The sequence below is a fragment of the Vibrio sp. Vb1574 genome, from assembly GCF_033338675.1.
Map to the genome: position 1 here is coordinate 95754 of NZ_JAWOTC010000002.1, position 25504 is coordinate 121257.

Sequence of the window (25504 nt, forward strand, 5' to 3'; positions counted from 1 at the left end):
GAGTATTGCAATGAAAAAGATTCTACTAGCTTCACTAATCGGACTTTCTTCTGCAACTATGGCAGCAAACGCAGCAGCACAAGAAGAGATCAAATTTGCGATGGAAGCGACGTACGCCCCATTCGAATACATGGATGAAAACAACCAAATCCAAGGTTTTGATGTGGATCTGGCGAATGCACTATGTAAAGAAATCGAAGCAAAATGCACCTTCCACAACCAATCTTTCGATAGCTTGATCCCAGCATTAAAATTCAAGCGCTACGATGCGGCAATCTCTGCAATGGACATTACTGAGGCGCGTTTGGAGCAAGTGAATTTCACGAATGCATACTATGACAACTCAGCAGCGTTTGTTTCTATCAAAGAAAAAGTGGCTGATCAAAAAGCACTAGAAGGTAAGCGTGTTGGTGTTCAAAACGGTTCAACACACCAAAGCTACCTGATTGAGCAAATGCCGGGCGTAACCGCGGTTCCTTACTCAAGCTACCAAGACGCGTTCATCGATATGAAAAATGGCCGTATTGATTCTGTATTCGGTGACACAGCAGTCGTAGCAGAATGGTTCAAGAAAGAAGACAACCTAGCTTACGTGGGTGAGCACATCACTAACCCTAAATACTTCGGTAACGGTTTCGGTATCGCAGTAAATAAAGGTAACGACGAGCTAGTGAACAAGCTGAACACAGCACTGAAAACAGTGAAAGCAAACGGCGAATACGACGTAATCTACAACAAATACTTCGGTAAGTAATATGGCACTAACGGGTTACTCTTTATCGCTTGTTCAAGCTAGTTGGATGACTGTCCAGCTAGCCTTCACAAGCCTCTTAGTCGGTTTGATTCTGGCAGTGGTATTCGCCAGTGGTGAAATGTCTCGCCGCGTTTTCGTTAAATGGCCAATGACGGCGTTTGTGACGATTGTACGTGGCTTGCCAGAAATCCTTGTCGTGTTGTTCATCTATTTTGGTTCGACGCAGGTTCTGTTTTTAATCACCGGCGACTTTATTGAAGTTAGCCCGTTCTTGTCTGGCGTGGTGGCGTTGTCATTGATCTTCGCTTCTTACGCTTCTCAAACTCTACGTGGCGCATTAAAAGCCGTTGGAAGAGGGCAGAGAGAAGCAGCAAGTGCACTCGGCATCAGTCAAGCACACGCTTTCGTTCGCATTGTTTTACCACAAGCAGTAAGACACGCACTACCAGGTTTAACTAACCAATGGTTGGTTCTGCTGAAAGACACCGCGCTTGTATCACTGATTGGCGTAACGGATTTGTTGAAACAAGCGCAGCTAACATCTGCAGCGACGCATGAAGCGTTTACATGGTACGCAACCGCTGCGGTGATTTACCTAGGCATTACTTTGATTACACAACGTGCCGTCAAACTGATTGATAAGAAGTTCTCAATTCAAGGCATGAGCATGGGACAGGAGGCGACCGCATGAACGAACAACACGTTTGGCAAATGCTGGATGGCTTAGGCACTAGCCTCCAATTGACCGCCGCTTCCTTGGTTGTGGGCTGTCTTTTAGCTCTGATGATGACGCTGACTCTGATCCTACGTACTCCGGGTTTGCATTGGGTAAGTCGTGGCATCATCACCTTGTTCACAGGTACGCCTTTGCTGGTACAGATCTTCTTGGTGTACTACGGTCCGGGTCAGTTTGATGCCGTAAGAGAAAGTGTATTCTGGACATGGTTAAGCCAACCTTGGTTCTGTGCGATGTTAGCGCTAGCACTCAATACCGCTGCATACAGCACTCAGTTGTTCAAAGGAGCGTTTAACGCGATTCCTTCTGGTCAATGGCAAGCGTGTCGTGCATTAGGTATGAACAAAACCGCAACACTAAAAGTGCTGCTGCCATACGCTATTCGTCGTGCGGTTCCGGCTTACTCGAACGAAGTGATTTTGGTCTTCAAAGGCACGTCACTAGCAAGCACGATTACGATCATGGATCTGATGGGTTACGCGCAGCGCATTAACGCACAAACTTACGATACGTTGACGGTATTTGGTATTGCGGGCGCATTTTATTTAACGGTAAATGGTGTGCTAACTCTTATTTTCCGTCAGGTAGAGAAGAAAGCATTGGCGTTCGAAGCCGCATAAACCTTCAATCAACACTCATCATCTCGTTCCACAGTGCCTTTGCAAATGACTCTCTTGCAGGGGCATTTTTTATATTCGTTATGGCAAATCCCTCAAGTTCCACCAAACTTAATTCAATGCAATTGTATTGGTGGCACCATGGAAAGAAGACACTTTTTAGCGCTGTGGACATTGTTGTTCGCACCCTCTTTAAAAGCGACGACACCAATGCGGCCGACGCCAGCACAAACAGAAGGGCCATTTTATCCAGTAGTGGATATTCCTCTTCGTCAAAACTTGATTCTGCAATCAGAAGGCTTGGTCGGTGAACCTATCGTGTTGCAAGGCAGAGTAGTAGATACATCGGGAAACCCAGTTTCAGGCATCAAAGTAGAAATCTGGCAATGCGATGGGCAGGGGATTTACGATCATCCTAAGCAACCAAATAACGATAAGTTTGATGCGCACTTTGCTGGCTTTGGTGCAGTTTTAACTCAATCGGATGGTCACTACTTGTTTCAGACCTTGTACCCTGTACCTTATGCTTCTCGCCCACCGCACATTCACGTTAAGTTGTTGCGAGATAATCAAGAACTTCTGACCACTCAGTTGTACTTGAAAGGCAATACTGGCGATGAATGGTGGGGAGGCAAAGCCCGTGATTATCTGCAGTTTGAAACTATACGAATCGACGGGCGATTAACGGGCGAATTTAACTTTGTGATTGGTTAGCGAATCCAGTTAAGCCATTAACTCAACCAATTGCGCCAAGCATTCTTTATCCAGTATCGGATGAGGCTCGACACCCGTGACCAACACGATATCCACGGAAGGCAGCGATGGCATATCGTCTAAGATCTTAAGATCCTCGCTAACGCTAATACTGCCCATCGCACCGATAGCCATGCTTGAACGTACAATCGCTCGTTGTGCAGAGGCCGTATTGCAACACGCCAGTAGTTGATAAGGAGTGCCACGTTTGGTTAATCCGTCTACCGCTGCCGCGTGGTATTTACAGTCGGTTTGGAATAGGGCGAGAGGGAGAGGTTGGGCTTGCTCGATGTCAAAATCAGGATGAGCAATCCACACGCCTTTGTCGCTTGCTAGCCAGTAACCTTCCTCACTGTCCGGTGCTCTTGTCACAATAGCGGCGTCTAGCTTTCCTTCATCAAGTTTTTCTCTCAAGGTGATGCTCGGCTCACTAAAGACTTGAATCGAACATGTGGGCTCAGATTGCTGTAATACGCGGATGACTTTAGGCAAGATATTGTCATTGTAATCCTCAGGGCAACCTAAGCGAAGAGGGCGCTTATTCTCATAACGTTTCACTTGTTTCAGCGCTTGATTGTGCAAGCTGACCAATTGCTCGGCGTGAGAGCGCAGTGCCAGCCCCGCTTCACTCAGTATGAGGTTACGACCTTCTTTTTCAAACAAACTGACACTGAGTTCGTCTTCCAGTTTACGCATTTGTGCACTGAACGCGGATTGGGTGCGATTGATCTGCTTGGCTGCACGAGTGAAACTTCCCGTTTCGACAAAAGCCAGAAAGCTGCGTAACGCATCGATATCCATATATAAAACTCATCCATCGTTTTTGTTGAAGTGTTCCATCAAAACTATCCGTTAGTCCCCTTAAATACAATCAGATATTGTGAATGAGTAATCAAAACACGAACCGCATGGAGGCGTCATGAAACTGTTTATTGCTAACCAAAACTACTCGAGCTGGTCACTTCGCGCATGGCTGATCTTTTCTCAATTCAAATTGGATGTGAAAGTCACCAAGCTCAAATTATTCACGGAAGATTTTTACAAAACCTTGGAAGGTATTACACCAACGGCGAAAGTACCTACCTTGGTGGATGGTGACGCAACCGTGTGGGATTCATTAGCGATTTTGGAATACGTTAACGAGCAATACTTACAAGGCAAAGCATGGCCAAGCAACTCCGTAGAACGAGCTAAAGCACGCGCCATTGCCTCAGAGATGCATTCGGGGTTCTTTGATTTAAGAAACGAACTCCCAATGAACATCCGCGCGCGCAGAAAAGTCGTTCTAACGGATGGTGCACGTAAAGATATTGCACGCATTGACGCTATTTGGGCAGAACAAGCCAAGCTGTATCCCAACGGTTGGCTATTTGGAGAATGGTCGATAGCTGATGCTATGTATGCACCTGTGGCATTGCGTTTCCAAACTTACGGTATCGAGTTATCCGAAGGTGCCAAAGCTTACCAACAGAAGGTGCTAGCAAGTGAATCTTTACAGCAATGGTTGGAAGAGGCGAGCCAAGAAACGGATATCGTAGAAGAGGACGAGGCAGGGGAAGAAGTATAAGCGCATCTTGCGATCGCCTGTAGCAAGGGAAAGCATGACAAAGCACGCTTTCCTCTTCTAGGATGGTTGTCGTTTCCGGCGCGTTTAAGCTAGGTGTTCAACAATCGCTCTGCCTACGCCGTGTGCGCTCGTTGGGTTTTGACCTGTGATGACACGATCATCCACAATTACAAACTCTTGCCATGGTTGCACTTTAGAGTAGCGCGCTGCGCTGCGTGCAAGAGATTCTTCCAATAGGAATGGGATATCGTTGATGGTGCCGAAGTCGATCTCTTCTTCGCGAGTGAAACCTGTTACTGATTTAGACGCAAGCAGCTTTTCGCCATTGCTAAGCGTGATAGGGAGAAGAGCGCCCGGACCGTGACAAACTGCTGCAACAATACCGCCATCTTCATAGTGTTTTGCAGAAATCTTGGCAAAATCTTCGTTGCTCGCTAGGTCTGAAAGAAGACCAAAGCCACCCGGATAGAAGATCGCATCGTAGTTGTCACCGTTGATTTGTGATACTGGAATCGTGTTGTTGATGCGGTTCTGGAAATCATCATCCGCTAAGATTTTCTCGTTGACTGCATCGCCTTCGATGTCGGTTCCGTACAGTGGTGCTTGCCCGCCTTTGATAGAGGCAATGTCGTAATCGAAGCCTGCATCTAGTAGTTCGCTAAGCGCATGAGTGAGCTCTGGCGCGTAAGTTCCGTTTGCTTGGTCAGTTTCACCAAGGGTCGCATGGTTCGTCACAATGATGAGTACTTTCTTCATGATGGTTTCCTTTTTGGCTTACGTATATTTGTTGAACACCTTCATACTAATTGCTAAACAAATAAGTGATAATATGATTAATTGGCAAAACATTATTGCTATATAGCAAAGGTAAGTATGGACAGTTTTGAAGGTATCAATGAGTTTGTTACGGTCGCTGAGAGCTTAGGGTTTTCTGCAGCGGCAAAACAGTTAGGTTGCAGTACCAGTCATGTCAGTCGTCAAGTCACAAGATTAGAAGAGCGATTAGGTGTCGCCTTGTTAGCACGTTCGACAAGAATGGTGAGTCTAACGGAAGCAGGGCAAGCGTATTATCAGCAGTGTAAAGAGTTGGTGATTGGGCTTCAGCAAGCCAATGAACAGCTCACCACGCAGCAAACTCAACTGAGTGGTACGTTACGTGTGAGTGCCGCTGGTGCGTTTTCTGAAAACCATGTAGCGCCTGCCTTGATGGCGTTTGCCAAGCAACATCCTAATCTCACGGTAGAAATCAACTTCAACACCAGCATGGTCAACTTTATTGAAGATGGTTTCGATTTTGCCATTCGTTACGGTAGGTTGAGTGATTCAGGCTTGGTTGCGAGAAAGCTGGTGGATCGTCCCATGGCAGCGGCAGCCAGTCAGCGTTATCTCGATGAACATGGTTTGCCAACGCACCCCGAGCAACTCAAGCGTCATAGCTGCATTATTGCCAATAAGGACGTTTGGTTGTTTGAAAAAGACGGCAAGCCTTTAGATGGCGTAAAAGTGCAGGGCAGATGGAAGAGCAATAACGCACACACGGTCTTGCAAGCCTGTGCAGAAGGATTAGGTGTGGCGTACTTACCGAAGAGCAGTTTCAACGGTGCTATTTCGTCTGGTCGTTTGGTGCCAATCCTAGAGCCCTATTGGGGAAGTGGCAACAGCAGCTGGATTGTTTATCAGAATCGTCACTTTCTACCACTACGAGCGCGATTGGCTATCGACTTCTTGCTTGATCATTTTGTCGATTGGCAGGAGTAATGAGGCTCTGCCAATCGGTTTGTTTATCCATTTGTTAGATCGTCAACATACTAACGTATCTACATGTTTTGATAGCTCGGTCCACCGCCACCTTCTGGTGCTTTCCACGTGATGTTTTGCGAAGGATCTTTGATGTCACAGGTTTTGCAATGCACGCAGTTGGCGGCATTTATCTGAAACTTCAACTTATTGTCCACTTCCACCACTTCGTAAACCCCAGCGGGGCAATAGTGCTGACTCGGTTCGTCATACATACCTAAATTCACATCAATTGGAATGTGAGGGTAAGTCAGAACAAGGTGACAAGGTTGATTCTCTTCGTGCTGTGTTCCCGACAAAAATACCGACGAAGGCTTATCAAAACTGATTTCACCATCTGGTTTTGGGTATGCAATTGGGTGGCACTCTTGTTTAGGTTTTAACTGCTCATGATCGTGCGAATAGTCCTTGATAGACCAAGGTAACGGCTTCTTAACCAGTGGTTGCCACAGGTTGTGTTCAAAAGTCGAAAGAGCACCGCCAAGTATGCTGCCAAACTTATGAATGTTCGCACCAAAGTTACGCGTTTCGGCGAGTTCGTCATACAACCATGATGATTCAAACAACGACTGGTAGTCTGGCTCAGAAGCTCCAGTTTGTCGGGCCGTATGTACCGCTTCTGCTGCAATGATTCCGGATTTCATTGCTGTGTGGCTGCCTTTAATTTTAGCAACGTTCAAAGTCCCCGCATCACAACCAATCAATAAACCGCCAGGGAATTGCTGTCTCGGCAGAGAGGAAAGCCCACCTTTCGCAATGGCTCTTGCGCCGTAAGCGATGCGCTGAGCACCTTTCAAATGTGGTTCAATAGCAGGATGGTGCTTAAAGCGTTGAAATTCGTCAAACGGACTCAAGTAAGGATTGCTGTAATTCAAGTCGACAATAAGCCCCACGGCGATTTGGTTGTTCTCCATGTGATAGAGAAAACCGCCGCCTGTGGTATTTGTTTCACTCAAGGGCCAGCCAGCGGAGTGGATAACACTGCCAGATACATCCTTACTGTCAGTGGGTAACTCCCATATCTCTTTTAGGCCAAGCGCGTAGTGCTGTGGTTGCTTTCCTGCGTCTAGGTCGAACCTTTGAATAAGTTCTTTACCCAGATGTCCGCGACAACCTTCAGCAAAAAGGGTGTATTTTGCCCTTAGCTCGATACCTGGTTCAAAGTTAGGTTTGGCCTGGCCGTTCTTATCTAGTCCCATATCGCTCGTGTTAATGCCTGTCACTGCGCCAGTCTGATCATAATTGATGCTTGCAGCGGCAAAGCCCGGAAAAACTTCCACCCCAAGATTTTCTGCTTGGTTAGCGAGCCAACGGCAAAGGTTGGCAAGGCTAATTACGTAATTATTCTCGCCATTTATCATTGGACGCGGTGTAAGGATGTGAGGAACTCGAATATGGTTTTGTTCAGTAGTAAGATAAAGGAAATTATCTCGTTGAACCGAGGCTGCTAGCGGGGCGTCCATTTCTTTCCAATTGGGGAAAAGCTCATCTAAGGCACTAGTTTCAAAAACAGCGCCAGATAAAATATGTGCGCCCACTTCTGAGCCTTTTTCTACAACGCAAATTGAAAGTGCGTCACCTTCACTGTCTTGGCTGAGTTGAGCTAGCCGACAAGCGGCGCTTAAGCCTGCAGGTCCGGCCCCCACGATCACGACATCAAACTCCATGCATTCTCGTTCCATCTTTATGCTTCCTTTCTATTATCGTCATCTGCGTGACAGGTTTTGGTTTCTATACAGAAAACTATAGCTCAGTTGACGTTAACGTGAAGTGGACTAAGCTCAAGTAATGGATCTGACGTGTTATATGAGGCATGACCATGGAAGACCGACCATTAGCAACACTTGTGCTCGCAGAGCATGACAACCAATCGTTGGCTGTAGGGACGCTGTGTGCAATTAAAGCGGCATTTGAGATTAAGGATGATGATAAATCGCTTCCTGTTTCTGTGTTGCTTATTGGTTATCAGTGCCAATCAGTTTTGGATGAGTTGAATTGTGTTCAGGGTGTTGCAGAAATTATCTGGGTTGATGCGAAGGGATATGAACATGGATTAGCGGAAAATATCGCACCTTTGATCTCACAAGTAGCCAAAAACTACTCACACATTCTTTCTCCTGCCAGTACATTTGGTAAGAATGTGATGCCTCGTGTGGCGGCGTTGCTTAATGTTGGTCAACTTTCTGACGTGATGACAATCGAGTCTATCGATACGGTGATTCGTCCAATTTATGCTGGAAATGCATTGGCGAGAGTCACGTCGAATGATCCCTATAAAGTGATGACCATAAGAAGTACGGCTTTTGATGCCGCAGAGCTATCTGACACACCAGTTGTCCCTAAGCTTACTCAAGTCGACACGGTGATTATCAATAAACTTAGTGAGTTTGTTTCGCAACAAACGCCAGAAAGTGAGCGACCAGAATTGCCAGCGGCTAGAGTAGTAGTGTCGGGTGGTCGTGCATTCGGGAGTAAAGAGAAGTTTGTTTTAGTAGAACAATTGGCTGACAAGCTAGGTGGAGCGGTAGGGGCGTCACGAGCGGCGGTCGATGCGGACTATGTGTCTAATGACCATCAAGTCGGGCAAACCGGCAAAATTGTTGCACCGGAGTTATACATTGCCGTCGGAATTTCTGGCGCGATCCAGCATTTGGCGGGAATGAAAGATTCCAAGGTGATTGTTGCAATTAATAGCGATCCTGATGCGCCTATTTTTGACATTGCAGATTATGGATTGGTCGGCGATTTGTTTGTGGTAATGCCTGAGCTGTTAGAGAAGCTGTAGATATAGTCTTGTTCCCTAAAACAAAAGGCTTCCAAATTGGAAGCCTTTATCATTTGATTTTAATAAGTTACTTTTCGCTCGGACGTTGCAGGTGCTCTGCAAGTACTTTCGTAAACCTTGCAGCTTCACCACCAGTACAAGCGCGATGATCAAACGTTACGGATAGCGGCATTGCTTTCACCGAAATTGCTTGACCATTTCTTATCACAACTCGGTCGAGTATTCGGCCCGCGCCGACAATAGCGACTTGTGGCGGTGTGACGACAGGTGTTGCGTAAATACCGGCAATCGCGCCGAAGTTGGAAAGCGTAATCGTCGCGTGTTGCAATTGCTCACGACCGATTTTTCTCTCTCTGATCCCTTCAACGGTTTGATCGAGCCAACGACGAACATCTTGTGGCTCGTATTCATCTGCGTGGCGCAAGACTGGCACGTACAATCCATGACGGCTATCTACTGCAATTCCTACATTGACCGTTGTGTGTACACAGCGTGTCATGGTTTCGGCATCAAACCAAGCGTTTAAAGCGGGCTCTTCTTGACACGCATGAACAATCGCTTGAACAAGGCGGATACTGATATCTTCGTTTGGCAGCCAATCTTCCAACAATGCTTCTTCCGTAATGGTTACGGCAGCAACATGTTCGTGCGATTCGGTCATAGACGATACCATGGTACGTCGAGCGCCTTTCAAAACTTCGGTGCCTGGACGCTGTTTTCCGGCTTCGTCGTAAATATCGGCATCTACGATAAGTCCGTTCGGGCCACTACCTGACACAAGGTTAAGATCTACCCCAAGTTTTTGTGCCAACAAGCGAGCCGAAGGCAGGGCGGTAACGAGGTTACTTTCTGTCGTGTTGTGGTTGCCACCAATCCAGAAATCATCAACGTTAACATGATGCGCTTGGTGAGAAACGCTACCGACGACGGTTGCGGCGTCAGCAGTGGCTTTTTTCTCTGCCGTTACTTCTCTCCCGGCACCTGTTTCATCAATCTCTAGCAGTAATGCACCAATATTGACGATTTCACCTTCCTCACCATGACGGCTGACCACACGGCCCGAATAGGGGGCAGGGACGTCGACCGTCGCTTTTGCTGTCTCTACGGTTAAGATCACTTGATCTAATTTAACCATGTCACCGACATTAACGTGCCATTTTACAATTTCTGATTCAGCGAGGCCTTCGCCGAGATCGGGTAAGTTAAACGTCTTCATTTCCAATCCTCCACGAGTTCGCGCGCTGCGGTCACAATGTCTTCTTTCTGAACCATGAAATAATCTTCGTTACGGTAATAAGGCATAATGGTGTCCATTCCAGTTACTCGTTTAGGTGGGGCTTTAAGTAAGCACATGGCGTGTTCAGCGGTTCGAGCTAATAGCTCAGATCCCACACCACAAGTTTTACTCGCTTCATGAACAACGAGTAAACGTCCAGTTTTTTCTAGTGAGCTGAAAATCGTCGCGGTATCAATTGGCTTAATACTCGCCAAATCAATCACCTCGACTTCAATTCCCTGACTAGACAATGTTTGCGCGGCCTGAAGTGACTCTACGACGCATGCGCCCCAAGTAACGAGCGTGATATCTCGCCCCTTGCGTAAGGTGAAGCAGGTGTCGAGTGGGAGTGCTTCGCCGTTATCAACGACTTCAGATTTAACGGTGCGATATATGCGCTTCGGTTCGAAGAACATGACGGGATCATTGCTTCTAATTGCAGCGAGAAGTAAGCCGTATGCGCGTTGTGGAGAAGAAGGAATCACCACTTTAAATCCAGCAGTGTGAGCAAATAACGCTTCCACGCTTTCTGAGTGGTGTTCCGGAGCGTGGATACCGCCGCCAAATGGCGCACGGAAAACCGCGGGACAAGTGAGCCGACCGCGAGTTCTGTTACGCATTCGAGCCGCGTGGCACATTAAGTGCTCCATCGCAGGAAAAACGAAACCTTGAAACTGAAATTCGGCGACAGGTCGTAATCCTTGCGTTGCCATACCGACCGCAACCCCGCCGATTAAGGCTTCAGCGAGTGGCGTATCGATGACTCGTTTAAGACCAAACTCTTGCTTGAGTCCGACAGTGGCACGAAATACACCACCATTATCGCCCACGTCTTCACCTAATACGACAACATTGGGGTCTTGTTGCATTTCGTGGTGCAGGGCAAGGTTAACTGCTTCAACCAACGTTAGCTCAGCCATGTCTGCCTCCCTGCATTCTCATTGCCTTGTTGATGAGTTCATCTCTTTGTGCATGAAGCTCTTGAGGTAGCGATTCATACAAATAATCGAAACCGGTTTCTGGTGCTTGTGGCGGTAAGCTCAGATAGCGTTCAACAGCTAACTCTACTTGCTCTTTACAGTAATCTAGCCATTGCTGTTCTTGTTCGTCGCTCCAAGCGCCTTGATTAAGGAGGTACGTTTTAAGACGTGCGATAGGTTCGTATTGCCATGCAGTTTGAACATCATCTTCTTTACGATAACGAGTCGCATCATCGGCCGTAGTGTGGTCACTCAGTCGGTAACTCACCGCTTCGATGAGTGTTGCGCCTTTCCCTTTTCTTGCTCTCTCAAGGGCGGTTTTAGTTGCATCATAAACGGCGACGACATCGTTACCATCGACAGTAATACCCGGTATACCTGCACCTTGCGCTTTTTCTGATAAGAAATCGGCGGCACATTGGAGACTACGCGGCACTGAAATTGCCCACTGGTTATTGTTTACGACGAAAACAAGTGGAATATTCCAAGTACCTGCGCAGTTTATTGACTCAAGAAAGTCCCCTTTGGATGTACCACCATCACCACACATGACTAGCGCAGCTTCATGGTTACCTTGAATTTTTAGCGCGGAAGCCACCCCGACAGCATGCGTACATTGCGTCGCTATGGGTACACAGTAGGGAAGGTCTCGGCTAGGAACCGGACTGCCTTCAGGAGCAAAATCACTCCCGCGCTCATCGCCACCCCAGTATTGAAGGTTCTTTTCCATGCCAATGCCACGACACCACATCGCAGGCATATCGCGGTAGTAAGGGACAAACACATCATCGGCTTTAAGTGCTCTGCCGACCGCAATGCCTATGGCTTCCGCGCCTAAGTGTGAGGGATAGGTCCCTAGCTTACCGGTGCGTTGCAAGGCAACTGCTTTGTTGTCGTAAGTGCGAGTTAATACCATATCTCGGTAAAACCCGACCAATGTTTCAGTGTCAGCCCAGTTGGGTAGTTGGCCGACTAGGTCCCCACGATGGTCGATAAACCGATGCATGGGTAATGCCTGAACGTTCATCTCAAGCTCCTTTTGACGCTGCGGGTCTTTTGGACTGCAGCTGTTCATACAAAACCAGAGTTTGTATGGGTACTCAAACTCTGATATCAGCGCAAAGGCCATACCTAAGGTTGCGTGTGCTTTCGATAGCGGTAGGCATCTGTTCGTCCCTTAAACTATTTGTCGATAACATCGCTGCGACTATTTCACCGCAAGATACAGAGAAAGGCTTTTCTGTATCTAACCCTCTAACTAAATCGTGGTATAGCCAGATACAATAAGTGTAAACAAATTGTTAAATTATGCTTCATTTTGACTTTCGCTCAGTAGTAAAGTTTTGCTTACACCCTGATTTTGCAGAGTAATATGCTGCTATTTTGTTGGTGGTATTTTTAAACTCGAATTTAATTACTGGTTAATGAAACATATTTGCAACAAAATTTGGCTGTAAAATTTGACAAAGTGAGTCATTATTAATGAATCAACTCAAACAGTTGCTATATGATGAATTGCAAATTTTTGTTGTGCTCGAAGCCTCGACCTTATGAGAATGCATAACTTCTTCCCAACTGAGTGGAATCAAGGTAGGGTGACGGCATTACAAATGTATACCCTCGGCAGTCCTTGAGCTTATCCAAAGTAGGTGGTGCTCAAGCGGAAGTGATTATGGAGAAGTTATGTACCACGCTCATGTTTATTTTCCCCTAAGAGAACAAGATAAAGCGCAAGCCTTGAACGAGATCATCCGTCAAGAGCGTCAAGATGTGCTGCGTGTGTTTCCATTAGTTGGAAGGTTAGTTGGCCCACACAAGATGCCGATGTTTGAAATTCACCTAGAATCACTGAGTGAAGAGTTCTTGGCGTGGCTTGATACGATTCGAGGCGATTTTTCTGTGCTTATTCACCCAGTAAGCGAAGAAGAGTTGCTCGATCACACAGAACGCGCGATTTGGTTGGGCAGAGAGATTGGTGTATTTGAAGAAAAGTTAGAGAAATAGTTGCTCTTCTCGCCCATGCATGACCGCTTTGAATCCTTCTCTTCTCATTGCGGTCGCAGCTTCTGCTTAACGCCTCATCTTCATTGATGGGTGCGGAATCCCTCTCTTACGCTTTGCTGTAGTTATTTTTGTGCTAAACCTAAAAGTAGGCTTTCGAACTTCACGCACAAAGCGTGAAAATGTTGCTGTTTAGCATGCCATTAAATGAATTTTGGTGGTAATAAAATAATAAGTCTTTGATAAATCAAATAGGTATAGCAGGGAAGTGCAGTTTACGACCCCAACGCCATTGGCAGTGGCGCCGATAATTTCTGAGGGGGAAGGGTATGTTTTCAATACTCTTGGTTATACTTGCACTCTATATATTTTGGCTGTTGTTTCGCAACGGGCCTGAGTTTGCCGAGCGTACCGCCCAAAAAAAACGTGACTGGGTAGGGCCTACCGCCAACAAAGAAGAATGGCGAGGATTTTGTAGGGATGTATTTCAGCCGTTCAGTTCTCAAACGACTTTCTACGCTATTGCTTATTTTGCCAATTACGTAGCAGCAGCGAACGCAATATCTTGGTCAACGATATACGAAGGCGATTATCCGGTCATCATAAGCCGATTTGGTAGCTACTTCATTTTAAGCACGCATGATGCACTGGTCGTAGCTGGGTTTATTGCGCTTGCTTTCTTTATCATTAATTGGCAACTTGCCATGCGCTGCTCCGGTATTCTTAGCCAGTATCTAGTGCGGATTCTTATTATTAATCAAAAGCGCTTTGTCGCGATTAGCTTGGTGTTTTGCAGCTACTTTTCGTACCTACTGACGCTTGGTATATTCTGGCTGTTCCATGATGGGTATTCAATCTGGCATGGATTAATGCTTAGCCCTGTGTTCCTGCTGTTAGCTTTATTGGTAGCGGTTGTTGTGCCATCTGCAAAAAGAGAAAGTAGTGTACCTTAGATAGATTTTCCACGTTAAATTACACTTGATTTTGGGATAGTAATTCTTATGCCATTAAGTTAGCATTGCCAGCTTTTTAACGCTCAAAAGGCCACTAATCAGTGGGACAGTGGGAGAAACAATGTTTATCGGCTTTGACTATGGTACTGCAAACTGTTCAGTGGCTAAAATGGAATCGGGTGATCCAGTACTGCTTAATCTGGAAGGAAACAGCCCTTTTATTCCTTCCACCCTTGCTGCACCGACTCGTGAATCGGTATCCGAGCATTTATTTCGCCATCGAGATATTAAACCATTAGATCAAGTTGGTGAGCAGGTTTTACGCCGGGCAATCAATTTAAACCGAGAAGAAAGTATTGACTTAGAATCCGACGACATCGCGTTTGGTCAGGCTGCACTTAATCTCTATTTGGAAGATCCTCGCGATATCTATTATGTGAAATCGCCGAAGTCTTTTCTTGGTGCATCTGGCTTGCGTGATGTGCAATTGGCTTTCTTCGAAGACCTTGTCTGCGCGATGATGGACAATATTAAGTCTCAAGCCGAAAACGATGCGCAGCAAAGTATTACCGATGCTGTGATCGGCAGACCAATTAACTTTCATGGGCGTGGCGGTGAAACGGCTAACATTCAGGCTGAACGCATTTTGTTGCGGGCAGCGAAACGTGCGGGCTTCCAAAATGTGGAGTTTCAGTTTGAGCCTGTCGCGGCGGGCCTAGAGTATGAAGCGACACTCAGCGAAGATAAAATCATTCTAGTAGTCGATATTGGCGGTGGTACAACGGACTGTTCGTTGATCCAAATGGGACCGTCTTGGCGCGGCAAAGCAGATAGGACCGCAAGCTTGTTAGCTCACAGTGGCCAGCGTGTCGGCGGGAATGATCTTGATATCGCGCTAGCATTTAAGCAGCTCATGTTCCCTTTTGGCATGGGAAGTAAAATGGAGTCAGGCATTGTGATGCCGACTACCCAATTCTGGAACCCGATAGCAATCAATAATGTAGAAGCGCAGAGTGACTTCTATTCGCGAGAGAACCTATCAGCGTTAAAGTTGCTTCAAAAGCAGGCTCAAGAGCCAGAAAAACTTGCTCGTTTGCTAGAGGTGTATCATGAGTCTTTAGGCTACAACATTGTTCGCCGTGCCGAAGAGGCAAAAGTGGCACTTTCAGAACAAGCTTCTTACCGAACTGGCATCAACTTACTATCAGAAACGATTGAAGTTGATGTACAACGTGACGAAATGATCGAAGCGATCCAGTCGCCAAAGAATAAAATGACGGCGTTGGTGACAGAAGCGGTAGAGCAAGCTGGAGTTAAACCCGATGCTATCTTTATGACTGGAGGTTCGGCACGCTCGCCAATCTTGCGCGATGCGGTGCAAACCGTACTGCCAAGTATTCCGGTTGTCAGTGGAAACTATTTTGGCTCAGTAACTGCCGGCTTAGCTCGTTGGGCTGAGGTTTGTTTCAAGTAGAAAGAAAGCCGATTAACAGTGGGTCTTTGTTGCCAAACTTATGATTTCATTTAGGCTTGCCAAGTGATGGTTGGAGAACTTTGTCGAGAGGTTGAGTTTTAAGCGGGTAGGGAACCTTTTTAGGATCTTAAGTCTTTCAAGGTCATTCTGAATAGTGAGGGACGAGCGTGATTTAGAATCTCTTGCCCGAGCACGCTGTTATGATATGTGACCCCGTTTCGCCGAGCGTTATTCATCACCATTATTCTGAAGAGTCGAGTTAGGATCTACCGGAATAATGATTTTGACTAAGCTGAGATAAAAATGCCCGCTAAATCAGCGGGCACTTTTGTTTACGTCATTAATGGTGCATGTGTTTTTCCATGTGACCTTGTTTTTCAACCGCCATTTCTACTTCCACTTTACCCGCGTTTTTGAATGTTAACGTCATAGGGAAGCGGTCGCCTTCTTTAAGAGTTTGTGTTGGGTTAAAAATCATTAAATGGAAGCTGCCTGGCTTAAACAACACTGAGTCATTGGCTGGAACGCGCACTTCGTCAATCTTAATCATTTTCATCACACCATCTTCTTTCTTATGCGTGTGAATTTCGACATGCCCTGCGATTGGGCTTTCTGCTGCGATCAATGCATCTTCACTGTCACCGTGGTTGGTTAATTGAAAAAAACCACCGATAACAGGTGCGTTTGGTGGCGCTTCGCGGCTCCATGGATGGTCGATATGAATTTTTCCTGCTTCATAATCGTGCGCTAAACTCAGTGGGCTAGCGATGACAGCAATAAGCGCGATAGCGGCGGTTTTTAATGATTTAAGCATGTGTTTTTCCTTTTGAATTAATAGCTTCTCTGAATGGACAACAAACAGAGTCATCGTTATTTTTGAATAAAGTTGTCAATGATTAGATGCCTGTTAGGCAGGAAAAACACTCGGCGGAGAGTGCTTAGGCGCGATGTGTTTGTAAACGAGCTTATCGCATTTTGAAAAGTGATAAGTCGTCAGTGCATACTTTACTCGGCGCAGCCAATGGATGGTTGTCAGGTAAAGCCCAATCGCAACTAAAAGAAAGAATTGAACAGCTTGAAGAAGCGGGCATTCAAACTGGAAGCCGTCGTGTAAGTTAAGATCTTGGATGAGCTTAGAAGAAGATTGAGCGTTAGCCTCAATCAACGTATTGATATCCACCCATTTGAAACCATCTGCGGTACACAGTAAAACCTTTTCACTTTGGACTTTGTTGAGCCAAGTTGTGCTGTGAACTTGTGTAGGGTTAAGAGCGGCTGTGGACGCTAAATACAACTGAAACAACACCGCGATAATAACCGCAATAGCGTGCAAGCGATGGTGTTTGTGCTGTATTAGAGTGTTTTCCATACAATTGAGTGCTTATCTTCTTCGGCGCGGGATACTAACAAATTAACCAAACAATGTAATTATCAGTTTACTAAAAGGTGATGCAAGTGTGCATTATTTGTTTTATTGTCTATTTTTAACGCTTTAATGTCTTGATTCGGCTGACATTCACAACCTCCAATTCAACTTGTCAGTCTTGCCTAGTCGCTTTTGAAGATACCGAATTAATCTCTCTTATATGCCACTGAAGCTTCGGTTAGTGGGTGTCGTGGTGGTGTTTTTACGTGCTAGATTTGGCTGATATCGATTCAAAATGCACACCGAATCTTCACTTGTTTTCCATTAACGGAATTATGACAGTAATTTAATAAAGGATACGGTATTCTGCGCTCCTTTGTACATGCCAGAAACGTCCGTCCTACTTAGTCGGAGGGGCGATTAATCTTAAGAAATTTCTCAAATGAAATACGAACAACAGATTGGATATCGATACCCTAAAGGTCGATTTGCCATGGTGAGTGTATATGCATTCACCGGTGCTGCGATTTTAGCATCGACTATTTTTTCTCTATTGCTGTTTTTGTCTATCGACGAAAATCCGATGATGCAAACCTTATTTGGTGGTTTAGCGATCATTTTTGAAGCGGGTAAATTTTACGCTTGGTATGAATACGGTGAGCGCCGAGCCCATCGCAACTACACAGGAGCAGCAACCGCTCTCGTGTTTTATTTAGTCTTAGCTGCGATTTCCATTGGCGGTAGTATTGGTGGCATAAATAGTGCAACCAATAGTGCACAAAGTCATATTTCGGTAGAGCAGGCGAAAGTGGAAGCGTTTAATCGTCAGATTGCGGCAATCGATAAGCAGATTGAGCTCAACAATATGGCAGCGCAGAAATACATCGAGATGGAGCGTATCGCGACTGGTGTAACTCGCATTCAGGATCAAAACAAAACCTTACGTGAAGAGCAGCAACGCTTGGCTATGGAGCGTGATAGTTTACCGCCGGTTACGCAAGGCTCAGTGATTGGTTTGATTGATAGCCTAGCCAACGCATTTGGTACCACCTCTCAGCAAGCTCAGCTTGGCTTGGTTGTATTTCTTTCGATTCTTTTGGACTTCTTTGCTGCATTTTTTGTTGGCTTGATTGGTGAAGAGCAACGGTTCCGATATTTCTATCGCAGAAATGAGGGCATGATATTGAAAACAGTTCGCGATATAGATCCAGCGCCTGCGGGTTATCTTCCTTATATAAAAGAGGAAGAAGAGCAAGAAATACCAGCTGCGCCGGAGCCAGAAGAACCAAAGGAACCGAAAACCTTGTTAGAGCAAGTTAGCGATGCACTTAAAACGCATCAAATTACGTGCACCAAAAAAGCCGTTGCTAAACAGTTTAGGCTGTCTGCGGAAGAGGTAGACAAGGTATTTGAAGAATTGGCAGAGCTCGGTTTAGTGGGGAAAAAAGCCAACCACCATTATCATTGGATAGGTGAAGCAGAGACCGCATAATTGGTTATCTATTAAAGTTCGGAAAGAGCGTCAATCGGCGCTCTTTTTTGTATTAGCTCCCCATGAACTCGTTGTTAATTGTTAAATAAACTATGAGCAGTTGGTGATACAAACTACAAATTCATTTGGATATAAGTTGAGGTTAGATTTGAGATGTCCGAGACGGCTAGATATTCACGAGCAAGGTATATGTGTTTCAATACATAAATAATTTTCTATCACGGTACAGCGAATAATTCCGACGTCTCAATAGAGGGTATGAACTATGCGCATTCAGACGTCCAAGAGCTCTAAATCCCCGAGTCAAAAGGCTCTCTTTTTTTCATTAAAGAAGTCATGATAGCGGTCTCGTGCTCGAGGGTGAACGTTAGAAGATATTCGAACCGGCCTTACTCGCCAGATCAGTTATTAATAAACCAATAATAAAATAGGCACCAATTTGATGCCTTTGGTGATAGCTGGACAACCCGATACCACTAATCTCTTTCTGACTTAAAACGATACTGTTCCGACAAGCAGACCAGAAGGCCAACTAAAGCTGAGACTAAAACTACACACACTTGGTAGCTGGTTTTCTCTACATTAAGATCGTTCAAAATCTCGGTAGTCGCAATCATAGGAAGCGTTACCGTGATCAACAAGCTAAATAAGCGAGAAACCCTAGATTTCTTTCCATGTCGCTTGGTATAGAAGTAATGCGCGTAATCCGAGTACATGATAAACAAGGAAACTAAAAGACCCAGTATCCAAAACATAGCTTACAAATCCTCTATTCCAAGCATGTTACGTCGTAACAACTCTTTCTTTGCAGCTAGCGCATCTGCCTCGTTAAAGCCTTTGAGTACACTAGCGAGAATAACAGCTACAAAAAATGCTCTCGCGCCAGCTTGTTGTGCAGTTGATGAGAGGCTGAGTTTTTTGAAAGTCTCTTCAGCGATGTGCACTGAAGCCATTTCTTTAATCAATGCAGCCCCTTGACCTTTTGATAGTGCGTATATAACAGCTGCCATAAAGCCGACCTCAAGTTTAATATCGATGGTGATAAACCATGTAGAAAGGAAATTTGCAACTGCTTTATGAGTATTAAAATACTGGCGCAGCTCACCATCTGATAGGCTCCAAGGGTTCCACATTGGCTTGGCAATACTTTGCGCTACCAGCATTTGAATCTTACCGAAAAATTTCGAATTCCCTAAAGCCTGTGCCTGCTCAAGGACTTTTCTTTGGTCGCGTCTATTGAGCTGTCGATACAAAATGACACCTGTGATTATAGGCAAAACCTTTTCTCTGTTGTTTCTGATGAAGTTCAAATCGGCATCTAAGCCTGTCAGTACCGCCAATTGAACTACAGGTTCGGCTTTTAGAGTCTGTTCACTATAACCTCTAACCATCGTTAAACCTCCTTTCTTCGATATATAGTATGTGTACAATATAGCCAAGTGACTTGTATGCAAGTTGTTACATTTCTCGTTAGGCTCAAAGTCTCAAAGTTAGGAGGAATTATTACTAATTTTTGAACTTGTGTAGTAAAAATAGTGTGTGGTCAAATGCAGGTTTTTGAATATGAAAAACCAAGATTAGACGTGTGCTTCAAACAACTGGTAAATCGCCACTTTATTCTAGGAAAATGTTTTCTACGCTCAAACATCTATGATGTAGGTATCAATCGTTATTGAGCTTTTTGGTTACGTCTTTCACCGTTTTCTTCTCTTTTTCCGGTGTCATTGCATCAACAGCTTTACCCGCCATCCCTTCATCTGGCAATTTGTCTTTTCCTGCATCAACTGCGGTATCTTTCAGTGCCTCTTTAGGCGTACAGCGACCCCCAACACCAACCACGGCTTTTGTCGCAGCGGCTTTAGCTGCCTTTTCTGCATCGCAGTCAGGATCCATCACGCTAGCTAAGCTCGTGGCTGAACCAAAAAACAAGATTAACAAAATGAGGTTGCGTTTTTTCATAGTTGTCACCAATGTTGTGAAACATAGGTAAAGTGTAACGGAGAGAAAAGGCTTTGGCGGAGAATTTGTTGGTTTGAGCTTGGGAAGCAAAGTAAGGTGAAAAGAAAAAGTGCCATCGAAGTGACACTTTTTCTTAAGCGTAGAAGGGATTAGTTGTCGTAAACGTCTAACTCCACTTCACGGGCAATATTTTGGTCGTTAATGATCACACCTTCGACTTCGACACGAGCACCATTTAGGTTAAGTTCTTCGATGCCTTGGAAGCGTGTTTGTGCATCAATCACAACGGTCGTGTTGTTTAGCAATTGATCTGCGTCGTTTTCGCAACGCTCGATTTCAAATGTTCTTGCTTCAGCATCGTAGTTTGATACGTATCCTTCACATTCAAGTTCTTTACCTTGCCATTGGTTGTTATCGTCAAAGTCTGGTTGCTCAAACTCAATAACGGTAGCGATGCGTTTGCCATTTTTCATGACAGACGTTACTTCCACTTCTTGGCCTTGTTTTAGGTTCGCTTTGCTGCCGTCTTCAAATCGTGTTGCGTTATCAATGAAGAAGGCTCCTCGGTAGTTTAGAGAGAACTCACTATAATCCTTGGCAACCCAAGTCACGATACCTTCCACATCGCTGTCATTTTTTAGATCGTCGTAGTCTTCAACTTCTACCTCATGTGCCATGAAGATACCGTTTTGCATTTCACCTTCTACTTCCACCCATTGGCCGATGCTAAGTTGGCTAATGTTGTCGTAAGATACGGTTATATTTGTACCAAGCTCAAACGTGCCAGCATTTTCATCGGTACTAGTAATGCGACCTTCCAGTTCGTAGTAGCTTCCAAGGGCTGGGTAATCGTTATCTACGTCGATTTCGACCACAGACAACACTCGATAGCCCGCATCCGCAGTCGGTAAGGATGACACCATCACCCAGTCGTTGATCTCTATATCATCACTTAAACCGTCAAACTGCAGCTCTATGCCGTTTACCGTGAATTTTTTCTTCACATGATCAATTGCTGTCACACGTCCAGTAATGGTTGGTTCAAGTGTGACTCGGACGCCATTGCCCGAAGCTTGCCGAATATCTGAACCCACGCGAACCACCATTTTGGGTTTTACATCGGCCAATTGCACTTGTGTGTCGTCATAAACCACCTCAGACACACGATACGTATGTCCATTGACGGTTAACGTGCTTTCTTCAGCGTTGACCGCTTCAACAGAGCCAATCGCTACACTTGGTTTCACTGCTGGTTGAGTTGGTGTGCTATCGCTATTGGTGCCACCACCTGAACCACCACAACCAGACAATGCCAAACCTACTACAGAAATAAGAGCGAGTTTTTTCATTGTATTAGCCTCAATTTACGAGCGAGTTTAGGAAATTGCCTGTATCTTATTGGGCATATCGTGAAGAGATCGTGAAGAAATTTGATTTTATGAAAATTTTAATTGTAGATGACAACCATAACGTCTCGGAGACGATTGCAGACTATCTTGAGCTCGAAGGCATGATTATCGATTGTGCGTTTCATGGAGAGGCTGCGATTAAGTTAATCGAGGAAAATCATTACGATGTAATCATCATGGATATCATGATGCCGAAGCTCGATGGCATCAGTACGGTACAGAAGCTTCGACAAGATAAGTTATGTGGAACGCCAATTCTCTTCCTAACGGCAAAAGATACGCTAGATGACAAAATCGCGGCTTTTAAAGCGGGGGGAGATGATTATTTAATGAAGCCATTTGCGATGGAAGAGCTCAGTTTGCGTGTTCATGCTTTGGCTAATCGTGGTCCAAGACAAGATATCGGAACGCTCAAATTTGCAGATATTTGTTTAGATGCGCGTACAGGAAAAGTAACGAGAAAAAACAAAGAAATTAAGCTGAGTCGAATTCAAACTAAAATTTTAAAATTGCTCCTCCAACGTGCTCCAGCAGCGGTCTCGCGCGCAGAAGTGATCGATAGTGTGTGGGGAGACGAACCACCTGGAAGTGATGCACTTCGTAGCCATATTTACGGTTTAAGAACCGCGCTAGACAAAGGTTTTGAAGAATCACGATTAGAGACTATTCATGGACAAGGTTACCGACTTAAAGCATAACGAATATCCAAGCATTTATCGCAAGATCCGTTGGGGTTTTGGGGTCATGACGTTTGTGATGTTTACTCTTTTTTGGTCGCTGATTTATGTGGCAGAAAACAAACTGGAAGTGCTGAGTTTACATCACTGGCTAGATACTGAAGCTGCGCTTTATAGTGAGAATTTCGAGAAACAGGGCTGGGATGCGCCATTGCCAAACGTATTGGAATTCAACTCATATTGGAGTGAAGCACCGACACCCGATTGGTTGCTCTCTTTTACTTCACCTGGTTTTTACGAATATCTGCTTGGTGAAGAAGACAAACACTTTGTTGTATTGAACCATCCCTCAGGGAAGGGGCTTATGTACATTGTGTTTCAAGATGACTCAGATGATTACTTGGACGAATACGAAAGCTCGCTGCATCAGTTTACGCTACTGCTCGGTGGCTTATTTTCATTTGTTATGGTCGGGTATGGCATTTATATGGTGCGAATATTGTCTCGACCACTAGCGCAAATCGAAGAAAAAATTAGCCAAATGTCACCGGATCAACCCGCTTTCCAAGTTGAAACTAAGTTCAGCGAAACACGCCAGATAGAGCAGACTTTGCTGGATAATAAGAACGATATCGCGGGCTATTTCAAACGAGAACAAGAATTTAGCCGTTTTGCATCGCATGAGTTGAGAACGCCAATCATGGTGATTAAAGGCTCAACAGACATTCTGACGCGTCTTCCTGATCAACCTCGAGTTGCGCAAAAAGCCATCACGAGGATGCAGTCAGCTTGTGACGAGATGCGTGTACTGACAGAAGCGTTTCTCTTACTTGGTAAAGAGAAAATAGAGCCTCAACATTACGGAGAGCATCAGCTTCTTACTTGTTTACAAAAACAACTGGAAGAGCTGGCTCCTTTATTTGCCAAGCAAGATTCGAACTACGCTTTGTACGAACAACATAGTGGTGTAGTGAAGGCACCAGAGAGTTTTGTGACCATTGTTATCAACAATCTGATTAAAAACGCCTTTAGCTATAGTGTGGGAGATATTGAAATTGAGTTGAAAGGTCATGCGCTTAAGATCCTAAACCGTCACGATGGCAACGAGACGTACAACGCTGGTTATGGTTGTGGGCTTGTTATCGTACAACGAATATGTGAACGGATGGGGTGGGCGTTAGTACTGGACGATGATGGTGTTCGATTTAGTGCAAAAGTGGAGTTCTGCTCTTAGCTTTGCGCGTATTGATTCAAGTGAGAATTAACGCTCTGGATTTTTCTTGTCGTACGCATCTAACCCGTAGTCAAACAAGAAAAAACTGGAATTTGAATTAGACTGAAGTTAGTGAAGCGGAAACTCGAGGAACCGTTATGCTCTCTTATCAGGTCAGCCGAAGTATTGAAATTAATAAGAATCAAAGTGAAATTATTGGCTATCTCAAGAACTTCAATAACTGGCCCAGCTGGTCACCATGGATCATTCTTGAACCAAGCTGCGAGCTGACATTCAGTGATAATCAGGGCCACGTTGGAGCTGGTTATCAATGGAATGGTCAGCGTATTGGGACTGGCGCGATTGTACTGGAAAGTACTCAAGAGCATCGATTAGATATGGAGCTACATTTCTTTCGCCCAATCAAGAGCCATGGAAAGGTGACTCTAATCGTGACGCCGTCACAAAATGGCTGTTTAGTCGAATGGAAAATGCAATCTCGCGTCCCTTGGTATCTGTTCTTTCTGAAAAGTATGTTTAAGTCGATGATAGAGATGGATTATCAACGTGGGTTACGCATGCTCAAAAGTAAGCTTGAAACCGGAAGAGTGCATTCAGACTTAGTCGAAATAGGTAACCGAACGTTGCCTCAAATTCATTACATTGGGATCAAGGGTGTGGCTAGCTTGCAGGAATTAGGTTCGGTAATTGAGAAGCATGTTCAGCAACTAGAACAGTTAATTAGTGACGAAACCCTATCCGTGAATGGTGAATTGTTTTGTTATTACCAGTCGATGGATATGCAGAAAGGTACATTCGAGTTTATCACTTGCTTTCCTCTTCATAACTCAGTACCAGCGCCTCAAGGGGCGGTTACCGGTACCATTCCTGAGAGTGAAACATTTGTCGTTGAACACCGAGGTGAATATCAGTTTTTGGGAAATGCATGGGCTTTAGCGATGAACTTGGTTCGTCAGAGTGGTATGAAAGTCAAAACCAGTCCTTTAGGAATCGAACGCTATCTGAATAGCCCGAAGGAAACCACGGAAGAAGAGCTAAGAACGGAAATTATTTTGTTTAAGAAATGACAGGCGCAGGCGAGTAGGGTGTTTAGGTATCATACTGGTTATGCGAAATGTTATTAAAGAATAATAGCCTATCTGTTCCTACCCATAAAAATGCCTCAGCAATCGCTGAGGCATGGTTTTACAGGCCAACTTCTCTTGTTAGAGAATTATTGTGCACGGTATTTACCGCTGTTTAGTTCTATTTTAGACGCTTTTACCCGGCTGTCTGCGTTTAGGTAGTCGCTAATACTTAGCAGATCTTGATCTTGAGATGCTTTTAACACCGCTGATTCCCCCTCTGCGAAGATAACTTCTAATTTTAACTCTTTGGCGACTGCTTTCGCTTCGTTAGGATTGTTTACGGTGATGTAAACCAGTCCAGTGGCTTTGGATACGTTACTAAACGCATTCTTAAACACCTCATCACCCGCTTGAAGTTTTACGTCTTCAGATAGGGTTCTAACAGTGCTAGTTTGCACTTTTCGATAGTCTTGGCCATTAATCTCAACCGCTTCTGATGGCACAAACAGTTCTGGTGCAGGCTGTTGAGAGAGCTGTTGCTCAGCGTATACACTCGACGTCATGATAACGAGAGCCAGCATAGAAAATGATTTGTATTTCATGTTAT

At 45.1% G+C, this 25504-nt stretch carries 28 protein-coding genes; 15 read left to right on the forward strand and 13 right to left on the reverse strand.

Annotated features, from left to right (window positions below):
- Positions 1-10: 10 nt before the first annotated feature.
- The 4 genes from R7O12_RS02135 to R7O12_RS02150 all read left to right on the forward strand — a co-directional run bounded on the left by R7O12_RS02135 (position 11) and on the right by R7O12_RS02150 (position 2821).
- Positions 11-754: an arginine ABC transporter substrate-binding protein gene (locus R7O12_RS02135; RefSeq protein ID WP_047100941.1), complete on the forward strand. Its 744-nt coding sequence runs from the start codon at positions 11-13 to the stop codon at positions 752-754.
- Position 755: 1 nt separating this feature from the next.
- On the forward strand, positions 756-1445 hold the full coding sequence (gene artQ / locus R7O12_RS02140) for an arginine ABC transporter permease ArtQ (RefSeq protein WP_042521067.1): 690 nt from the start codon (positions 756-758) through the stop codon (positions 1443-1445).
- Positions 1442-2110, forward strand: a complete 669-nt coding sequence (artM, locus tag R7O12_RS02145; RefSeq protein ID WP_005388569.1) for an arginine ABC transporter permease ArtM — start codon at positions 1442-1444, stop codon at positions 2108-2110. Before artQ ends, artM begins: the two co-directional genes overlap by 4 nt.
- Positions 2111-2248: 138 nt before the next feature.
- Positions 2249-2821, forward strand: coding sequence for a protocatechuate 3,4-dioxygenase (locus R7O12_RS02150; RefSeq protein ID WP_318104393.1), 573 nt, complete (start codon positions 2249-2251; stop codon positions 2819-2821).
- A gap of 9 nt (positions 2822-2830) precedes the next feature.
- On the opposite strand, the gene R7O12_RS02155 is transcribed toward R7O12_RS02150, so the two are convergent.
- Positions 2831-3661 carry a LysR family transcriptional regulator gene (locus tag R7O12_RS02155; protein WP_258635100.1) on the reverse strand — a complete coding sequence of 277 codons (831 nt, stop codon included), beginning with the start codon at positions 3659-3661 and terminating at the stop codon, positions 2831-2833.
- 118 nt (positions 3662-3779) lie between these two features.
- Between R7O12_RS02155 and R7O12_RS02160 the strand changes: the two genes are divergently transcribed.
- On the forward strand, positions 3780-4427 hold the full coding sequence (locus R7O12_RS02160) for a glutathione S-transferase family protein (RefSeq protein WP_170893283.1): 648 nt from the start codon (positions 3780-3782) through the stop codon (positions 4425-4427).
- Positions 4428-4511: 84 nt separating this feature from the next.
- On the opposite strand, the gene R7O12_RS02165 is transcribed toward R7O12_RS02160, so the two are convergent.
- Positions 4512-5183 carry a type 1 glutamine amidotransferase domain-containing protein gene (locus tag R7O12_RS02165; RefSeq protein ID WP_213867781.1) on the reverse strand — a complete coding sequence of 224 codons (672 nt, stop codon included), beginning with the start codon at positions 5181-5183 and terminating at the stop codon, positions 4512-4514.
- 117 nt (positions 5184-5300) lie between these two features.
- Between R7O12_RS02165 and R7O12_RS02170 the strand changes: the two genes are divergently transcribed.
- Positions 5301-6185, forward strand: a complete 885-nt coding sequence (locus R7O12_RS02170; protein WP_215810414.1) for a LysR family transcriptional regulator — start codon at positions 5301-5303, stop codon at positions 6183-6185.
- A gap of 59 nt (positions 6186-6244) precedes the next feature.
- Here the strand turns inward: R7O12_RS02170 and R7O12_RS02175 are convergent, their stop codons facing one another.
- On the reverse strand, positions 6245-7906 hold the full coding sequence (locus R7O12_RS02175; protein WP_318125585.1) for an electron transfer flavoprotein-ubiquinone oxidoreductase: 1662 nt from the start codon (positions 7904-7906) through the stop codon (positions 6245-6247).
- A gap of 137 nt (positions 7907-8043) precedes the next feature.
- Here R7O12_RS02175 and R7O12_RS02180 point away from each other — a divergent pair, with 137 nt between their 5' ends.
- Entirely contained in the window at positions 8044-9009 is a 966-nt protein-coding gene (locus R7O12_RS02180) for an electron transfer flavoprotein subunit alpha/FixB family protein (RefSeq protein ID WP_318104402.1), read from the forward strand.
- 67 nt (positions 9010-9076) lie between these two features.
- On the opposite strand, the gene R7O12_RS02185 is transcribed toward R7O12_RS02180, so the two are convergent.
- Genes R7O12_RS02185 through pdhA form a run of 3 tightly spaced genes read right to left on the reverse strand, consistent with a single transcriptional unit; the run spans position 9077 to position 12292 of the window.
- Complete coding sequence (locus R7O12_RS02185) at positions 9077-10225, reverse strand: dihydrolipoamide acetyltransferase family protein (protein ID WP_005375831.1); 1149 nt, start codon at positions 10223-10225, stop codon at positions 9077-9079.
- Entirely contained in the window at positions 10222-11205 is a 984-nt protein-coding gene (locus R7O12_RS02190; protein WP_042521051.1) for an alpha-ketoacid dehydrogenase subunit beta, read from the reverse strand. The genes R7O12_RS02185 and R7O12_RS02190 overlap by 4 nt, the downstream gene beginning before the upstream one ends.
- Complete coding sequence (gene pdhA / locus R7O12_RS02195) at positions 11198-12292, reverse strand: pyruvate dehydrogenase (acetyl-transferring) E1 component subunit alpha (RefSeq protein WP_025998586.1); 1095 nt, start codon at positions 12290-12292, stop codon at positions 11198-11200. Before pdhA ends, R7O12_RS02190 begins: the two co-directional genes overlap by 8 nt.
- 65 nt (positions 12293-12357) lie before the next feature.
- Between pdhA and R7O12_RS02200 the strand changes: the two genes are divergently transcribed.
- The 4 genes from R7O12_RS02200 (at position 12358) to yegD (ending at position 15693) form a co-directional block, all read left to right on the forward strand.
- Complete coding sequence (locus R7O12_RS02200) at positions 12358-12552, forward strand: hypothetical protein (protein WP_127891143.1); 195 nt, start codon at positions 12358-12360, stop codon at positions 12550-12552.
- Between the two features lie 396 nt (positions 12553-12948).
- On the forward strand, positions 12949-13269 hold the full coding sequence (locus tag R7O12_RS02205) for a DOPA 4,5-dioxygenase family protein (protein ID WP_005375836.1): 321 nt from the start codon (positions 12949-12951) through the stop codon (positions 13267-13269).
- 326 nt (positions 13270-13595) lie between these two features.
- Positions 13596-14219, forward strand: coding sequence for a hypothetical protein (locus R7O12_RS02210; RefSeq protein WP_213916927.1), 624 nt, complete (start codon positions 13596-13598; stop codon positions 14217-14219).
- A gap of 121 nt (positions 14220-14340) precedes the next feature.
- Positions 14341-15693: a molecular chaperone gene (yegD, locus tag R7O12_RS02215; RefSeq protein ID WP_005375838.1), complete on the forward strand. Its 1353-nt coding sequence runs from the start codon at positions 14341-14343 to the stop codon at positions 15691-15693.
- Positions 15694-16033: 340 nt separating this feature from the next.
- Here the strand turns inward: yegD and R7O12_RS02220 are convergent, their stop codons facing one another.
- Entirely contained in the window at positions 16034-16507 is a 474-nt protein-coding gene (locus R7O12_RS02220; protein WP_005375841.1) for a copper chaperone PCu(A)C, read from the reverse strand.
- A gap of 93 nt (positions 16508-16600) precedes the next feature.
- Positions 16601-17062 carry a hypothetical protein gene (locus R7O12_RS02225; RefSeq protein WP_005388493.1) on the reverse strand — a complete coding sequence of 154 codons (462 nt, stop codon included), beginning with the start codon at positions 17060-17062 and terminating at the stop codon, positions 16601-16603.
- A gap of 439 nt (positions 17063-17501) precedes the next feature.
- Here R7O12_RS02225 and R7O12_RS02230 point away from each other — a divergent pair, with 439 nt between their 5' ends.
- A complete protein-coding gene (locus R7O12_RS02230) occupies positions 17502-18551 on the forward strand; it encodes a Preprotein translocase subunit SecY (protein ID WP_318125587.1) in 1050 nt (349 codons plus the stop codon).
- Positions 18552-19027: 476 nt separating this feature from the next.
- Here the strand turns inward: R7O12_RS02230 and R7O12_RS02235 are convergent, their stop codons facing one another.
- The 4 genes from R7O12_RS02235 to R7O12_RS02250 all read right to left on the reverse strand — a co-directional run bounded on the left by R7O12_RS02235 (position 19028) and on the right by R7O12_RS02250 (position 21859).
- Positions 19028-19306: a hypothetical protein gene (locus R7O12_RS02235; protein WP_080996836.1), complete on the reverse strand. Its 279-nt coding sequence runs from the start codon at positions 19304-19306 to the stop codon at positions 19028-19030.
- Positions 19307-19309: 3 nt separating this feature from the next.
- A complete protein-coding gene (locus R7O12_RS02240) occupies positions 19310-19942 on the reverse strand; it encodes a hypothetical protein (protein ID WP_225473152.1) in 633 nt (210 codons plus the stop codon).
- A gap of 271 nt (positions 19943-20213) precedes the next feature.
- A complete protein-coding gene (locus R7O12_RS02245) occupies positions 20214-20510 on the reverse strand; it encodes a hypothetical protein (RefSeq protein WP_213871156.1) in 297 nt (98 codons plus the stop codon).
- A 149-nt stretch (positions 20511-20659) separates the two neighbouring features.
- Complete coding sequence (locus tag R7O12_RS02250; protein ID WP_054578982.1) at positions 20660-21859, reverse strand: DUF5666 domain-containing protein; 1200 nt, start codon at positions 21857-21859, stop codon at positions 20660-20662.
- A gap of 89 nt (positions 21860-21948) precedes the next feature.
- Here R7O12_RS02250 and R7O12_RS02255 point away from each other — a divergent pair, with 89 nt between their 5' ends.
- The 3 genes from R7O12_RS02255 (at position 21949) to R7O12_RS02265 (ending at position 24897) form a co-directional block, all read left to right on the forward strand.
- The gene (locus R7O12_RS02255; protein ID WP_047101150.1) at positions 21949-22617 is read left to right on the forward strand and encodes a response regulator transcription factor; all 669 of its coding nucleotides are present in this window, start codon (positions 21949-21951) and stop codon (positions 22615-22617) included.
- A complete protein-coding gene (locus R7O12_RS02260; protein WP_054578981.1) occupies positions 22589-23830 on the forward strand; it encodes a sensor histidine kinase in 1242 nt (413 codons plus the stop codon). Before R7O12_RS02255 ends, R7O12_RS02260 begins: the two co-directional genes overlap by 29 nt.
- A gap of 137 nt (positions 23831-23967) precedes the next feature.
- Positions 23968-24897 carry an SRPBCC family protein gene (locus R7O12_RS02265; protein WP_149192222.1) on the forward strand — a complete coding sequence of 310 codons (930 nt, stop codon included), beginning with the start codon at positions 23968-23970 and terminating at the stop codon, positions 24895-24897.
- Positions 24898-25043: 146 nt separating this feature from the next.
- Here the strand turns inward: R7O12_RS02265 and R7O12_RS02270 are convergent, their stop codons facing one another.
- Positions 25044-25499 carry a hypothetical protein gene (locus R7O12_RS02270; RefSeq protein ID WP_054578979.1) on the reverse strand — a complete coding sequence of 152 codons (456 nt, stop codon included), beginning with the start codon at positions 25497-25499 and terminating at the stop codon, positions 25044-25046.
- Between the last annotated feature and the right edge of the window lie 5 nt (positions 25500-25504).